This window comes from Bradyrhizobium sp. NP1, assembly GCF_030378205.1.
In the GTDB taxonomy this organism is placed as follows: domain Bacteria; phylum Pseudomonadota; class Alphaproteobacteria; order Rhizobiales; family Xanthobacteraceae; genus Bradyrhizobium.
Map to the genome: position 1 here is coordinate 6,501,168 of NZ_CP127385.1, position 14,525 is coordinate 6,515,692.

Annotated in this window: 12 protein-coding genes; 7 read left to right on the forward strand and 5 right to left on the reverse strand. The window is 61.8% G+C overall.

Going from position 1 to position 14,525, the window contains the following annotated elements:
* Positions 1–124 precede the first annotated feature (124 nt).
* The 3 genes from QOU61_RS31490 (at position 125) to QOU61_RS31500 (ending at position 2,317) form a co-directional block, all read left to right on the forward strand.
* Complete coding sequence (locus QOU61_RS31490) at positions 125–376, forward strand: hypothetical protein (RefSeq protein WP_289655080.1); 252 nt, start codon at positions 125–127, stop codon at positions 374–376.
* 199 nt (positions 377–575) lie between these two features.
* Positions 576–950 (forward strand): DUF2231 domain-containing protein, encoded by a 375-nt coding sequence (locus QOU61_RS31495; protein WP_289655081.1) that lies wholly within the window; start codon positions 576–578, stop codon positions 948–950.
* 5 nt (positions 951–955) lie between these two features.
* The gene (locus QOU61_RS31500; protein ID WP_289655082.1) at positions 956–2,317 is read left to right on the forward strand and encodes a PQQ-dependent sugar dehydrogenase; all 1,362 of its coding nucleotides are present in this window, start codon (positions 956–958) and stop codon (positions 2,315–2,317) included.
* A gap of 88 nt (positions 2,318–2,405) precedes the next feature.
* Here QOU61_RS31500 and fdhD read toward each other — a convergent pair whose 3' ends face one another.
* Positions 2,406–3,239, reverse strand: a complete 834-nt coding sequence (gene fdhD, locus QOU61_RS31505) for a formate dehydrogenase accessory sulfurtransferase FdhD (protein WP_289661956.1) — start codon at positions 3,237–3,239, stop codon at positions 2,406–2,408.
* A 623-nt stretch (positions 3,240–3,862) separates the two neighbouring features.
* Here fdhD and QOU61_RS31510 point away from each other — a divergent pair.
* Positions 3,863–4,243, forward strand: a complete 381-nt coding sequence (locus QOU61_RS31510) for a hypothetical protein (RefSeq protein ID WP_289655083.1) — start codon at positions 3,863–3,865, stop codon at positions 4,241–4,243.
* Between the two features lie 348 nt (positions 4,244–4,591).
* Entirely contained in the window at positions 4,592–5,413 is an 822-nt protein-coding gene (rpoH, locus tag QOU61_RS31515) for an RNA polymerase sigma factor RpoH (RefSeq protein WP_289661959.1), read from the forward strand.
* A gap of 211 nt (positions 5,414–5,624) precedes the next feature.
* On the opposite strand, the gene QOU61_RS31520 is transcribed toward rpoH, so the two are convergent.
* The 4 genes from QOU61_RS31520 to QOU61_RS31535 form a co-directional block, all read right to left on the reverse strand.
* Entirely contained in the window at positions 5,625–7,925 is a 2,301-nt protein-coding gene (locus tag QOU61_RS31520; RefSeq protein ID WP_289655084.1) for an FdhF/YdeP family oxidoreductase, read from the reverse strand.
* Positions 7,926–8,238: 313 nt separating this feature from the next.
* Positions 8,239–9,186, reverse strand: coding sequence for a hypothetical protein (locus tag QOU61_RS31525; protein ID WP_289655085.1), 948 nt, complete (start codon positions 9,184–9,186; stop codon positions 8,239–8,241).
* Between the two features lie 99 nt (positions 9,187–9,285).
* Positions 9,286–9,567, reverse strand: a complete 282-nt coding sequence (locus QOU61_RS31530) for a hypothetical protein (RefSeq protein ID WP_289655086.1) — start codon at positions 9,565–9,567, stop codon at positions 9,286–9,288.
* Positions 9,568–9,669: 102 nt separating this feature from the next.
* Positions 9,670–9,852, reverse strand: a complete 183-nt coding sequence (locus QOU61_RS31535) for a hypothetical protein (RefSeq protein WP_289655087.1) — start codon at positions 9,850–9,852, stop codon at positions 9,670–9,672.
* Between QOU61_RS31535 and QOU61_RS31540 the strand changes: the two genes are divergently transcribed.
* Together QOU61_RS31540 and QOU61_RS31545 are read left to right on the forward strand one after the other, a co-directional pair.
* Positions 9,829–11,283, forward strand: a complete 1,455-nt coding sequence (locus QOU61_RS31540; protein ID WP_289655088.1) for an efflux RND transporter periplasmic adaptor subunit — start codon at positions 9,829–9,831, stop codon at positions 11,281–11,283. The two genes, QOU61_RS31535 and QOU61_RS31540, sit on opposite strands and share 24 nt — an antisense overlap.
* Complete coding sequence (locus QOU61_RS31545) at positions 11,280–14,399, forward strand: efflux RND transporter permease subunit (protein ID WP_289655089.1); 3,120 nt, start codon at positions 11,280–11,282, stop codon at positions 14,397–14,399. The genes QOU61_RS31540 and QOU61_RS31545 overlap by 4 nt, the downstream gene beginning before the upstream one ends.
* The last annotated feature ends 126 nt before the right edge of the window (positions 14,400–14,525 follow it).

Sequence of the window (14,525 nt, forward strand, 5' to 3'; positions counted from 1 at the left end):
CGCCTCGTCTCCGGCAACCCGTCGTTTCGATTGGCTACCCTAAAATCCAATTTAATGGCGCCGGCGCGCGGACAGGCTTACGTCACCCACGCAAACGCTTTTCGTCCAATAATGGAGCCTCGTCATGCCCAAGATCTCCGCAAAACTTGCGCTCGCTCTGCTCGTCTTCATGGCGGCGCCAGCCGCTTCATATGCAAGGACCGCGGGTGCCGTGGGCTCGGGAAATGTGCCCATCAGCGGAATTGCGCCGGGGCCTGCCAACGCCGGCGGGATGAACAATGTGATGGCCGATCCGAGCGGCATCGGCAACGCCGGCAGGGTCGCTCCGCTGCCGCCGCCGCGTATTTCCGCCCCGGTCGTTCCGCGGTTCAAGTGAGCAAAGATCTTCGGGCGCGAAGCTTTCCAAGTGGCCAGCCGGCACGGAGTTGAGCTCGCGTCTGTTCGACCGCAGATAGCTCAGATCGTCATGAGGATATGCAGAGATGCAGCAGCACGCTACGATCACGGAAGACGCTTTCACAGGCGAGGCCAGGGCGCGATCATCCGCTAGGCGCCGTAGACGCCCATTGCACAGGATGCTGGTGTCGTTTTCGGCCGCCTATTTCGTCGGCGCATTCGTCACCGATCTTGCCTATTGGCAGACGCCCGATGTGGTCTGGGAGAGGTTCTCGATCTGGCTGATCACTGCGGGCCTGATCTTCGCCGGCCTTGCCACCGTCGCTTATGTGATCGACCTCGCAGCCGCCAGACGGATCGATCGGCCGGCCTGGCCTCGCGTGATCGGTTACGCTCTCGCGAGCGCGCTCGCACTGACAAATGCCCTTGTTCACAGCCGCGACGGTTACACCGCAGTGGTACCGACCGGCCTGATGCTGTCCGGTCTCGTCGTCTTCGTTCTCCTGTTGACGGCCTGGGTGGCTCGCTCCCTGTCGAATCGTGTTGGAGGATGAATATGATGCGAGCTCTCGAAATTGCACATTCGGTAAAGCGGCGGCGTCTGGCCCTTCTGCTTGTCGCGGTCGCGGGGTTGGGACTGGCTGGCTGCAATTATGAAGGCGGCGACCCGAGGACGGAGATCGGCGCCAACCCTGAGCTGCCCGCGCTGCAGCAATATCTGTTGCCGCCGATCCGGATCGCGAAAGTCGCCGCTTGGGGAAAGGAAACTCCGACGGTGGCGCCGGGATTGCAGGTCCATGCAATGGCGACTGGCCTTGAGCATCCGCGGTCCCTCTACGTTCTCCCGAACGGAGACGTATTGGTCGTCGAGGCCAATGGTCCGAAAGCGCCGATTTACCGGCCCAAGGACATCATCACCGGCTGGGTACAGTGGTTCGCCGGCGCCAAGGCAAAGGACGCAAACCGCATCACGCTGCTGCGCGACACCAATGGCGACGGCGTCCCTGAGCTGAGAACGGTGTTTCTCGACCACCTCAATTCGCCGTTTGGGGTGGCGCTGGTCGGCAATGATCTTTACGTCGCCAACACCGACGCCATCATCCGCTATCCCTATCGGGAGGGCCAGACCAGCATTACCGCCCCCGGCACCAAGCTTACCGATCTTCCTGGCGGCCCGATCGATCACCACTGGACGAAAACTTTGTTGGCGAGTCCGGACGGCTCCAAGCTCTATGTCGGCGTCGGATCAAACAGCAATATCGGCGAAAACGGAATCGGGGCCGAATACGAGCGTGCTGCGATTTGGGAGGTCGACCGGGCATCCGGTGCGCATCGCATCTTCGCCAGCGGCGTACGCAATCCGACCGGCCTGCAGTGGGAGCCTGAGACCGGCAAGCTCTGGGCCATCGCCAACGAACGCGACGAGATCGGGCCCGACCTGGTTCCGGATTATTTGACCTCGGTGCAGGACGGCGGCTTCTACGGTTGGCCCTACAGCTACTTCGGCCGGCATCTGGACCCGAGGATCATGCCGCAGCGGCCCGACCTGGTGGCGAGAGCGATCACGCCGGATTATGCCTTGAGCTCCCACGTGGCACCCCTGGGACTGGCGATGTACACGGGCGCCGACCTTCCCGCGAGCTACCGGGGCGGTGCCTTCGTAGGCGAACACGGAAGCTGGGACCGAACGCCGCTCAACGGCTACAAGGTGGTGTTCGTGCCGTTCAGCGGCGGAAAGCCCAGCGGCCCCGCGCAGGATGTCGTCACGGGCTTCCTCGATGCAAACAATCACGCCCGTGGAAGGCCGGTCGGGCTGGCCGTCGATCGGGCTGGCGGTCTCCTGATCGCCGACGATGTCGGCAACACGGTCTGGCGCGTGTCGTCCGCCAAGCCGGGTACTACGCCAAGGCCGGCGAGCTAGCAGGTCTGCGGCAAACCAAAAACGAGCGTCGCCGCCTGACGAGAGAACCGTCAGGCGGCGACGCCATTTCACGCAGTCGATGTTCAGATCAGTCGTGACTGACAGCCATCGCATCACGTCGCAGTGGTGCATGCGAGACGCGGCCAGGATGCGTGAACACCTCGAATCCGTCCGCACGCGCGATCGCGGCCAGCGTGATGCCTGCGGCATCCGCCATGCGAACAGCGAGCGCGGTCGGTGCCGATACCGACACGATCACGGGCACGCCGATCACAGCGCTTTTCTGCACCATCTCCACCGAGACGCGGCTGGTGAGAAGTATCATGCCATCGCCCGCCGCGATGGACGCTCGCGCCACCGCACCGGACAGCTTGTCGAGCGCGTTGTGGCGACCAACGTCCTCGCGCAAGGCAGCGATACCACTCGTGAGATTCCAGAAGGCCGCAGCGTGAACCGCGCGCGTCTCGATGTTAAGCGTTTGGCGCGACGGCAGGCTCTCCATGGCAGCCATGATCTGCTGCGGCGTGAACTGCCGGCTGCGCCCGACGATAGCCGCAGGACGCATCGCTTCCGCGATTGACTCGATGCCGCACAACCCGCACCCGGTCGGCCCCGCCATGCGCCGCCGTCGCTCCTGCAGGCGATCGCCTCTCGGTTTTCGGAGCCACATCCGCAGCTCAACACCGTCATCGAGACGGATAACGTCCAGCGAATCGATATCAGAAGAAGAGGTGATGACGCCTTCACTCAGGCTGAAGCCGACGGCGAAATCCTCCAGATCCCGCGGCGTCGCCATCATGACGGCATAGGTCCCGCCATTATACGTAAGGGCGACCGCGGTCTCTTCTGGAACCGAGCGACTGCCCAGGCTCGAACTGCCTTCACGCCAAACCTCGCGATCGACGACTCGGGCCGCTTCCATCACGCGATGCTCCGTTCCGTTCTCTGCGCTGCGGTCCGCGATTGACCCAGCCAGACAGCGGCAGGAACTACAGATCACGATCTGACGTCGCTTCTCAATTAAAATTGAGTTTAGCCGGCGCACTCCTGGCGAACCGTCCCCTGTTCAGCGAACCTCGCTGATCGCTCCGGCAACGTCTCTAAACCAATATTTAATGGCGCCAACAGCTGCCTGCGCCTAGCTTGTGTTGAGCAGCCACGCCTGTCCCCCGAGGCGATATCATGCGGCTGTCGAGTGGACGGCGCACGCCGCGCCTCATGTCCCTCCTCCCCTGGAGGCAGGCATGCGCCGTCCGATTTCTTGTCAGAGATCGCGGCGGCTTCCATTGCTTCGACAAGAGCCGGACCATCTTCGAATTGTCATCACCGAAGCACAGACGATCATCAGGCGTCGTGGCCATTGCTCGCGCGAGCCGTTGTGCACCCCGCCGTTCGATCAGCATGATTGAATGCGAATTTAATAGGGACGACAGCCGAGAGATCCCATCTCCAGTGCATCGCGACGTCGACGCTCGTCTCGTCGAGACGCCCACGTCTGACAAGGAGCCTGCGGCGGAAAGTCCGCCTATTCCAAAGGAGAAAGTCATGAGAGGACGAGTGATGATGATTTTGGCAAGCGCGGTGCTTGCCGGCAGCCTTGTTGCCACTGGCGCGCAGGCCCGCGGTGGTGGCGGCGGAGGAGGACATGGTGGTGGATTTGGCGGCGGCGGCCACATCGGCGGATTTGGCGGCGGTCACATCGGTGGCTTTGGCGGTGGCCATATCGGCGGATTTGGCGGTGGCCACATCGGAGGTATTGGTGGAGGTCGCATCGGCGGCCTTGGCGTGGGCCACATGGCAGGCGTTCGCCACGATCACTTCGATCGCTTTGGCGGGCGCCGCTTCGGCGGCGGGTTCTACGACTACGGCGTCGGTTGCCCGTACTACACCTCATATAACTGGCCGTACTGCACCTACACCTACTGAACGATACCACGTTGGCCGCAGTTGCCGGCCCCCGGACTGAACAGACTCGCCTGGAAGAACCGGCATGGCGAACGCCGGTTCTCCCGGCGAGTCGTTGCCGTCCGATGAAACCTCGCATTTTGAAATCTAATTTAGAGTCCTAAACGTCAATTTAGTAGCTCGCCCCCGCGCTGCGCTTATCATCTGGTGATCCAATCAACTTCCGATTGGCGCAAGAGAGCGACTGGAGCGACTAACATGGGCATTGAAGGACAGTTTGCCGGCCTCGCGACCCGGACACGGTTTCAGCCGGCGCTCGTCAAAATCGGACGCGGCAACGGTTATCTCAACGACATCCGGCGCTTTCCCATGCTCGAGAGGGATAAAGAGTATGAGCTCGCCAGGCGTTGGCGCGAGCTCGGCGACCGCGACGCCGCGGACCAGATCGTCACAAGTCATCTGCGTCTCGCCGCAAAGATCGCAAAGGGCTACCGCGGCTATGGCCTGCCTCTTTCGGAAATCATCGCCGAAGGTAATGTCGGCCTTATGCAGGCGTTGAACCGTTTCGAGCCGGAGAAAGGCTTCCGTTTCGCCACCTATGCGATCTGGTGGATCAGGGCCTGCATACAGGACTACATCCTGCGCTCCTGGTCGATCGTGAAGATCGGCACGACGACCAACCAGAAGAAGCTCTTCTTCAAGCTGCGGACGGCGAAAAGCAAGATCGCCGCTTTCGAGAGCGGCGATCTGCATCCCGATCAGGTCGCTTCGATCGCAAAGGATCTCGCTGTCCCGGACCACGACGTCGTTGAGATGAATCGCCGGCTCGGCGGCGACAAGTCGATCAACGCCCCGGTTCGGGACGATGGTGAAGCCGGCGAGTGGCAAGATCATCTGGTTGATCAGTCGCCGTCACCGGAATCCATCGTCGTCGAACAGGACGAGAAGGAACGCCGGCTCAAGGCACTGGTGGCTGCGATCGACGTACTGGACGACCGCGAACGTCGCATCTTCGAGGCGCGCCAACTCGCCGACGAACCACAGACGCTCGAAGATCTCGCGGAGAGATTCAAGGTGTCTCGTGAACGCATTCGGCAGATCGAGGTGCGCGCCTTCGAGAAGGTACGCAAGGCCGTCAAAAACTTCATCGCAAGGACACCGGCGACGACGCAGGGTGCCTGGAGCACCTGAGCGAACCGATCCGTTCGTTCAGGACGGAGGCGTAGCGCTCGAGCTGTTCAGCCACGGAACTGCACACGGCTCCGAGCGCTGCACGCCTTTTCAAGGCGCCAGTCGCGCATTCGGCGGCGCCATCATCGAGATCAGCATATTCGCAATTCACGATGGCAAATTCACGATGGCAGGTGAGTTCTCACCTGCCATCGGTCTCGACGGCTCATCCTTATTTTACTGAGGCGCGAACCACAACGGGAACCGACTTGTAGGAAGGCGTTCCCGATTTCTCATCGTAGTGATCGAGCGCAACCAGGACATTGGCCTCCGGATAATAGGCCGCAACCGAGCCCTGCGCGATATTGAAGGCGACCGCGGTCAGATTGCGCATCGCTCGCGCGCCTGGTTTCGATCCCGCATCGGATGCGACGCTGACATCGACGAGGTCGCCATGCTTCAAGCCGCGGCTTGACAGGTCTCGCTCATTGACGAATACGACGTCCCGGCGACCGGTAATTCCGCGATAGCGATCGTTCATGCCATAGATCGTCGTGTTGTATTGGTCATGACTTCTGATCGTCGTGAGCGTGAGAGCTTCATCATCCGCCAGACGCGGATCACCCTCCTCTACTCCGGGATAGACGATGAAATTGGCCTTCTTCGTCGGCGTCAGCCACTCACGCTCCGACGCGGCAACATACAGCCGAAAACCGCCTGGCGTTTTTATGCGGTCATTGAAGTCGGCGAATGCCGGGAAGACCGCCTCGATGGCATCGCGGATCTTTCCGTAATCGGAGACCAGCTCGGCCCATCCGACCCGCGTGTTCGGCAGCGTGGCCAGAGCCATCCCGGCGATGATGGCTGGTTCTGACCTGAGATGCTCCGACGCGGGCTGCAGGCCACCGCGCGAGGCGTGAACCATCGACACTGAATCTTCTACCGTGACCGACTGGCGGCCCGACGCCTGAATATCGACCTCGGTGCGTCCGAGACAAGGAAGAATAAAGGATTGCTTCGCCATCAGCAGATGGGAACGATTGAGCTTGGTGGCGATATGGACCGCCAGATCGAGGTTCCGCATCGCCTTGAACGTGACTTCCGGATCGGCCATCGCAACGGCGAGATTGCCGCCAAGACAGACCAGAGCCTTCGAGCGTCCATCACGGATCGCCTCAATCGCTTCGATCGCATTATGGCCCTTGTCGCGTGGCGGCTCGAATCCGAAAACGCGCGCCAATCCGTTCAAGAGCGCGTCGTCCGGAATCTCGGTGATGCCGACCGTTCGGTCCCCCTGTACGTTCGAGTGGCCACGCAGCGGAGAAATGCCGGCGCCCTTGCGCCCGATATTGCCACGGAGCATCAAGAGATTGGCGATCTGTTGCACATTGCCGGTCCCGTGACGATGCTGGGTGATCCCCATGCCGTAGTTGATGATGACCCGCTCCGCCTTGGCATAGATATTGCCGACTAATTCGATCTCCGACCGTGACAGACCGGACGCCTCCTCGATCGCGTCCCACGAGGTGGCGTCGAGGTCAGCCAGCAACTCATCGATGCCGGCGGTATGATTCCTGATGAAGTCGCGGTCGAGAACACCCGGGCCGCCTTCGGCGAGGCTTTTTGCATCGAGCGCCACGAGCGTCTTCATCATTCCCTTGAGCACCGCGATATCGCCGCCGACCTTCACCTGATAATAGGTCGACGCGATCGGCGTCGAATTCAGCGTCAGCATCTCGAGCGGGTGCTGCGGCGAGGTGAACCGCTCCAATCCGCGCTCGCGCAGCGGGTTGAACACGATTATTGGAACTCCTCGCTTTGACGCCTCTCGCAGTGTCGTCAGCATACGTGGATGATTGGTCCCGGGATTGTGGCCGATGCAAAAGATCGCGTCGCAGTGATCGAAATCCTCGAGCGTTACCGTTCCCTTGCCGACCCCAATCGATTCCGGCAATCCGACGCTCGTTGCCTCGTGACACATGTTGGAGCAATCGGGAAAATTGTTGGTACCGTATTCCCGTGCGAACAGCTGGTAGAGAAACGCCGCCTCATTGGAGGCGCGGCCGGATGTGTAGAACTCAGCCATGTCGGGGCTGGGCAACTGACGGAGCGCTGCACCGATCTTCGCGAGCGCCTCATCCCACGAAATCGGCAGGTATCGATCGGTTGCCCGGTCGTAGGCCATCGGATGCGTCAGGCGCCCCTCGTTCTCCAGGTCGAAGTCCGACCAGTTCCAGAGTTCGCTGACGGTATGGGCCGCGAAGAATTCGGGGGTCGTCCGCTTGGCAGTCGCCTCCCATGACACGGCCTTCGCGCCATTTTCGCAGAACTCGAATGAGGACGTATGTTTCGGGTCGGGCCAGGCGCAGCCCGGACAGTCGAATCCGTGCGGCTGGTTCATGTTGAGGAGACCGCGTGTTTCCTTCACGACGGCCTTCTGGCTGCGGACGGCTTCCGCCACCGCTTTCAGCGCGCCCCAGCCCGCTGCAGCGCCTTCATACTCGCCGACGCCAACGACATCGTCATCGCTCATCATTGTGCTCTCCATGATCGTCGTGCCTGCGCGCCGCGCGGATAGGCGGTTTCCGTCAGAAGCCCGGTTCATGGACATCAGGGGTGAGTGCGATCGGCTCAATTAAAAAATAGTTCAGACTTGCGCAGCGGTGCAGCGGACTCGATGCAAGCTCGCTGGTTCGAGCCAAGGGTGACATGCCGGGCTTGCGGGCGCCGAGACCATAAACGCGTATTTAATTGAACTACTCGGACGATCCAGCCACCTTCCGACCGCAAGAGCCTCGTCCGAAACGTCGAGAGCCAGCCGCAGCATAGGACGAAACGCCCCGCGGCTAGCTTCGAAGGAGCAACTCGATGCGCGCCTTACCTGTAGCCAGGCCGATCATTGCCGGCGCCTTCGCGCCAACGTCCGACACGGCACGGCTGAAATCGGATGCGGACAAGACATCGGACATCTGCCGCGGCTGACCTCTGCCAAGACTTCGTGCGCGCCACAAACTGAGAACATCGATGAAATTCTCGCTGATAGCCGCGGTCCTACCAGCGCTGTTCGTCTCCAACGTTGCCGTCGCACAGATCGACGGACAATTTGACGGAACGGACACCGCCCCTACGCCCGTCATTGGCGCGACTTCGCCCCTTGGCATCGCGACAGACGCTGGCGTTTCTCCGACGGGAATCCCGTTCGGCGCCACCGAAATCACCTCGCCCGGAGTAAGTCCGGTGCCTACGGGCGTAACGGGCACGATTACAATTCCAACGACAACGAGCGCCACCGCATGTTCGACGGCGGCGACTGCGCCCACGGAAATGTTCGGCTCGACCGCAAGCTTCGACGGAGGCGGAACGGGAGCCGCAGCCGCGACACCCGCCACGGCGGCGAATTCGGGCGCTGGAGCGATGTCGGCGACATCAACGACATCAATGTCGCCGGCAACACCGGTGACGTCGGAATTGCCGGTAACCTTCGGGTCCCCAGGACTGCTGGACACGTCGGGGATGTCGGGAATGTGCGGATCCGGCTCAGGCAGCGTTGCTGCTTCCTCCAGTCCAACGTCGACCTCGCCCACCGCGCCGGGCGGCGTCGCCCGCACCGGAATTCCCTTCGGATCCTTCGAGATCAGCAATCTTGGCGTTAGTTCCACGCCGGCAGTGCCGCTGCCAAGCGTATTGCCCACCGTGAGCACGATGGCGCCGAGTTCGCCGGTTGCAACGACGCCCACCATTTCACCGACGACTTCGCCCACACCGACCTCGAGCAATCCGGCCTGCGCGACCACGGGCAGCCCCGTGGGGCCCGGGACTTTCGCCGGCGAAGGCAACGGCGGGGTCCAGGGCACGTCGATCGACGCGCGGTTGCTGAGAAGATTTATCCTTTGTCAGCGGCCATGAAAAGGAAAGCCGCCGCTTCCGCTGTCTTGGCGACTGCGCTGCTTGCGGCCACTCGCCGCGCAATCCTTCCGATCGAATAGGGGATTCCCGATGAGATCATTGTTGATGTTCGCGATAGCCATGTTGTGCTGCGGACCGGCATTCGCCCAGGTCGGGACGGCCATGCCTCCGCTCGGCGTCACCTCTTCGCTCGGAGCGGACCCCAGCGCGCCGGTCGGCGCCAATGGTTTGGCGCCGGGCGTATCAACTCCGGTCAATCCGGTACCCAACGGCGTCACCGGCACAATTGATGTTCCAAGCACAAGCAGCGGTGCGGGAGCCTGTTCGACCTTGGCGACTTCGCCAATGGGAACGTTCGGATCGCCCGCGACCTACGACGGTGGCGGATTGGCAATGGCAAACGGAACCTCGTCGCCCACCACCGCGGCCACGATGGGCGGCGTAGCGCCGTCAGCATCGACGGCGATCTCGGCGACGTCGGGAGAATCGACATCCTCAGGAATGGTGGCAACGTCGGGGCTGGCGGGAATGTGCGGCTCCGGCTCGAGCAGCATCACGGCATCGTCGAACCCGACGTCAACGTCATCCACCACGACACACGGCGCCCCCGCCGGAATTCCGCTCGGATCCTACCAGATCGGCAATTTAGGGGTCAGCTCCGCACCGGCAATACCGACGCCGACCGTGTCGCCGATCATGGGCACCGTTGGGCCGAGTCCGGCAGCACCAGTGATGCCCACCATTTCGTCGCGCGCGACAAGCACCACTCCGTGAAACACGTCTTCATCTGGGAGGAGAGCGTCATGAAAAAGAAAGTCGTCATCCCGTCCGTCCTGCTGATTGCGGCGCTGGCGGCCGGCGGCCTGCACTTCGCGCATATCCACGCGTTGGACAAGGTCGCTGCCGCGCCGGCTCCGCCGGCTCCGGTGCCGGTCGTCGCCGCGACGGTCACCCAGCATGACGTGCCGATCTATCTTGTCGGCGTCGGCACGGTGATTGCGTACAACACCGACATCGTGCGCGCCCAGATCCAGGGGCAGATCGTCAGCATCAACTTCACCGAAGGCCAGGCCGTCCATGCCGGTGACCTGCTCGCGCAGATCGATCCGCGTCCGTACCAGGCCTTGCTCGACCAGTACAACGGAAATCTGGACCGCGACGAGGCTCAGCTCAAGAATGCCCACACCAATCTCACCCGCTACACCACACTGGGAGACAAGGGCTGGGCCACACCGCAACTGATCGAAACCCAGCAGGCGCAAGTGGACGAGCTGGAGGCGGCCGTCAAGACCGACAAGGCGCTGATCGACTCCGCGAATGTGCAGCTCAGTTATACCCGCCTGACGGCGCCCATCGATGGCGTGGTCGGCATTCGCCAAATCGACGTCGGCAACATCATCAGTCCGTCAAACACGAACGGCCTCGTCGTCGTCACGCAGCTTCATCCGATTTCGCTGATCTTCACCCTCCCGGAGACGAGTCTGCCGCAAATCCAGTTGCAACAGCAGAAGACCAAGACGCCGTTCACGGTCTTTGCCTACAACCAGGACAATACGATGCGGCTGGATCAAGGCGTGCTTGGCCTCGTCAACAACGAGATCCTGCAGACAACCGGCTCGATCCAGCTCAAGGCGAATTTTGACAACAAGGAAAACCGGCTCTGGCCGGGCGAGCTCGTCAATGCGCGGCTGCTCCTCGATACCAGGCATAACGGCCTGACCGTTCCGGCAGGGGTCGTGCAGCAGGGTGCGAACGGACCCTATACCTGGGTCATCAATCCCGACCACACCGTGGCAGTCCGCAAAATCAAGGTCGCGCAGATCAGCGACGGCCAGGCGCTGATCGATTCCGGCCTTTCGGCCAACGAGCAGGTCGTGGCCGACGGACAATACAAGCTGCAGCCGGGCACGCATGTCGCGCTTCTGCACGGCAAGGCAGCCCAGGAGCAGGCCGCGCAGGACGCAATGCAGGCGCCGATCCCATGAATATCTCCGCACCGTTTATCGAACGGCCGATCGCCACCGCGCTGGTGATGGTAGCGTTGCTGGTCGGCGGCCTGGTTGCCTACCCGCTCATGCCGGTGGCCTCCCTGCCGAACGTCAACTATCCGACGGTTACGGTCACGGCCCAGTTGCCGGGCGCGGACCCGCAGACCATAGCAGCGACGGTGACATCGCCGCTGGAGCTGCAGTTCGGCGAGATCCCCGGCCTTACGCAGATGACTTCATCGAGCGCGCTGGGCTATGCCCAGGTCACCCTGCAGTTCGAATTGAGCCGCAATATCGATGGCGCGGTCAGCGATACGCTGTCGGCCATCCAGACGGCGTCCGCGTACCTGCCGAAGAACCTGCCGTATCCACCCATGATCCGGAAGGTCAATCCGGCTGACACGCCGATCCTGGTGCTCGGGGTCTCTTCGGACACCCTGCCGATCACCGTGGTCGACGCCTATGCACAGAATATCCTTCTGCAAAAGATCTCGCAGATCTCCGGGGTCGGGCTCGTGGGCATCGGAGGTCAGGAACAACCCGCCGTCCGCGTGCAGGTCGATCCGGCGGCGCTGGCCGCCCGGGGCATCAACCTCGAGGATGTGCGCACCGTGCTCGGCCAGGCGAACGTTGACCTTCCGAAAGGTCAGCTCAACACCCCGCGCCAGACCTTCACGTTCAATACCAACGATCAGCTGTTCCAGCCCGACAAATACGCCGATCTCATCATCGCCTATCGCAACGGTTCGCCGGTCCGCATCCGCGACATCGGGCACGTCATCAGCGCGGGACAGAACGAACTGATTGCCGGCTGGGAAAACAACAAGCGCGCCATCATTCTGGCGGTGCAGCGCCAGCCCGGCGCCAACGTGATCGAGACGGTGAACCGGATCAAGGCGATGATGCCTGTGCTGCAGGCCTCGATCCCGGCCGCCGTCAAGATAGACGTCATTTCCGATCGCACCCAGACCATCCGCGCGTCGGTCGCCGACGTGCAGTTCACGCTGCTGTTGACGATCGCACTCGTCGTCATGGTGATCTTCATATTCCTGCGCAGTTTCTGGGCGACCGTCATTCCGGCTGTGACGGTACCGCTGTCGCTGATCGGTACTTTCGCTGTCCTGTACGAGATGGGTTATACGCTCGACAACCTGTCTCTAATGGCGCTGTCGATCGCAGTCGGATTCGTGGTCGATGATGCCGTTGTCGAGATCGAAAACATCCAAAGGCACATAGAAGAGGGCATGTCGCCGTATGCCGCGGCGATGAAGGGATCCGGCGAGATCGGCTTCACTGTCGTGGCGATCACGTTCTCGCTCATCGCCGTGTTCATTCCGCTGTTCCTTATGAGCGGTTACGTCGGATTGCTGTTCCGCGAATTCGCGATCACCGTGAGCGTGGCTCTCCTGCTCTCGCTGGTGATCTCGCGGACGCTGACGCCGATGATGTGCGCATACCTGCTCAAGCCGGAGACTAATGAGCACGGATGGCTTTACCGCATGTCCGAGCGCGGCTTCGATGGCCTGCTCTACGCCTATGAGGCCGGTCTCAAGATCGTGCTTCGGCACCGCTTCATCACGCTCATGGTGATGATCAGCACGGTCGTGGTGACCGGGTATCTTTACGTCATCATTCCCAAGGGCTTCTTTCCCCAGCAGGATACCGGATTGATCATCGGCCAGTCGGAGGCGGCGCAGGATATTTCGTTCCAGGCTATGACCGAGCGCCAGCAAGCCATGCTCGACGTCATCGTGAAAGATCCGGCCGTGGACTCAGTGGCTGCCGCGACGGGCGCCGGCGGCGGTCTCTTCACGCTTAACGACGGACGCGTATTCATTCAGCTCAAGCCGAAACAGCAGCGTGGACCAATCGACCAGGTGATGGCGCGGCTGCGGACCAACCTCGCCAAGATCCAGGGCATCACGCTGTATATGCAGGCCGCGCAGGACATCACGGTCGGCGCCCGGCTGAACAAGACTCAGTTTCAGTACACCCTGAACGACGCCGACCCTGGCGAGCTCAACCATTGGACAGACCTGTTCTACGAGAAAATCAAGTCGCTCCATTCCGTCACCGATGTCGCCACTGACCAGCTCAATGCCGGGCCGCTGCTCGACATCACGATCAAGCGCGACGTCGCCTCGAGCTACGGCATCCTGCCCTACACGATCGACAATACGCTCGACGATGCCTTCGGCCAGCGCATCGTCTCGACCATCTACACCACCTTGCAGCAATATCATGTCGTTCTGGAGGTCGCCCCGAAATTCCAGTATTCGCCCGACGCGCTGGCGAACATCTACGTCAAATCGTCGAGCGGCCAGCAGGTGCCGATATCCACGCTGGTCGATTCCGCGATCAAGGTCGCGCCGCTCGTGGTCAACCACACGGGTCAATTCCCGTCGGTGACAATCTCGTTCAACCTTGCGCCGGGCACAGCCATCGGCCAGGCGGTAAGCGACATTCGGGCGGTCGAAAAATCGCTGCACCCGCCGCTCTCGCTGCAGACCAGCTTCCAGGGCAACGCGCAAGCCTTCGGATCGTCGCTGAAGAGCACGCCGATCCTCATCCTTGCGTCACTCTTTGTCATCTATCTCATCCTCGGCGTGCTCTACGAGAGCATCATCCATCCGATCACGATCATCTCGACGCTGCCTTCGGCCGGCGTCGGTGCGCTGCTGCTGCTGATGGCGGTTCACATCGATCTGAGCGTGATCGCGATCGTCGGCCTGATACTGCTCATCGGCATCGTCAAGAAAAACGGCATCATGCTGGTCGACTTTGCCCTGCAGGCCGAAGAGAATGAAGGGTTGACGACCGAAGAGTCGATCTACCAGGCCTGCATCAAGCGCTTCCGCCCGATCCTCATGACCACGATGGCGGCGCTGCTCGGCGCCGTGCCGATGATGGTCGGGACCGGCGTCGGCTCGGAGATTCGGCAGCCGCTCGGTTACGCCATCGTCGGCGGCCTCGCTCTGTCGCAGATCCTCACCCTCTATACGACGCCGGTCGTTTACATCTATCTCGACCGGCTGCAGACACGGCTGTTCGGAGAAAAGAAGAAGCACACAGTCGCCGGCCATGCAGCGCAGGCGCCGGCGCCCGCCGAATGACTGGGATCGTAGCCATCCCCAAGCCGCTGGAAATGGTTGGCGTGCGCCGGAGCGCAGCGGAAGCGGCAACCCGCGAAAACGGCACCCACAACATAGGCACGGATTCGTAGTCTAACCGCAAATTTA

Coding starts and splice junctions, on each gene's coding strand:
- QOU61_RS31490 (WP_289655080.1), top strand. CDS start 125: ATGCCCAAGATCTCCGCAAAACTTGCGCTCGCTCTGCTCGTCTTCATG.
- QOU61_RS31495 (WP_289655081.1), top strand. CDS start 576: ATGCTGGTGTCGTTTTCGGCCGCCTATTTCGTCGGCGCATTCGTCACC.
- QOU61_RS31500 (WP_289655082.1), top strand. CDS start 956: ATGCGAGCTCTCGAAATTGCACATTCGGTAAAGCGGCGGCGTCTGGCC.
- fdhD (WP_289661956.1), bottom strand. CDS start 3,239: ATGGAAGCGGCCCGAGTCGTCGATCGCGAGGTTTGGCGTGAAGGCAGT.
- QOU61_RS31510 (WP_289655083.1), top strand. CDS start 3,863: ATGAGAGGACGAGTGATGATGATTTTGGCAAGCGCGGTGCTTGCCGGC.
- rpoH (WP_289661959.1), top strand. CDS start 4,592: ATGCTCGAGAGGGATAAAGAGTATGAGCTCGCCAGGCGTTGGCGCGAG.
- QOU61_RS31520 (WP_289655084.1), bottom strand. CDS start 7,925: ATGAGCGATGACGATGTCGTTGGCGTCGGCGAGTATGAAGGCGCTGCA.
- QOU61_RS31535 (WP_289655087.1), bottom strand. CDS start 9,852: ATGCTGCTCGAGCCGGAGCCGCACATTCCCGCCAGCCCCGACGTTGCC.
- QOU61_RS31545 (WP_289655089.1), top strand. CDS start 11,280: ATGAATATCTCCGCACCGTTTATCGAACGGCCGATCGCCACCGCGCTG.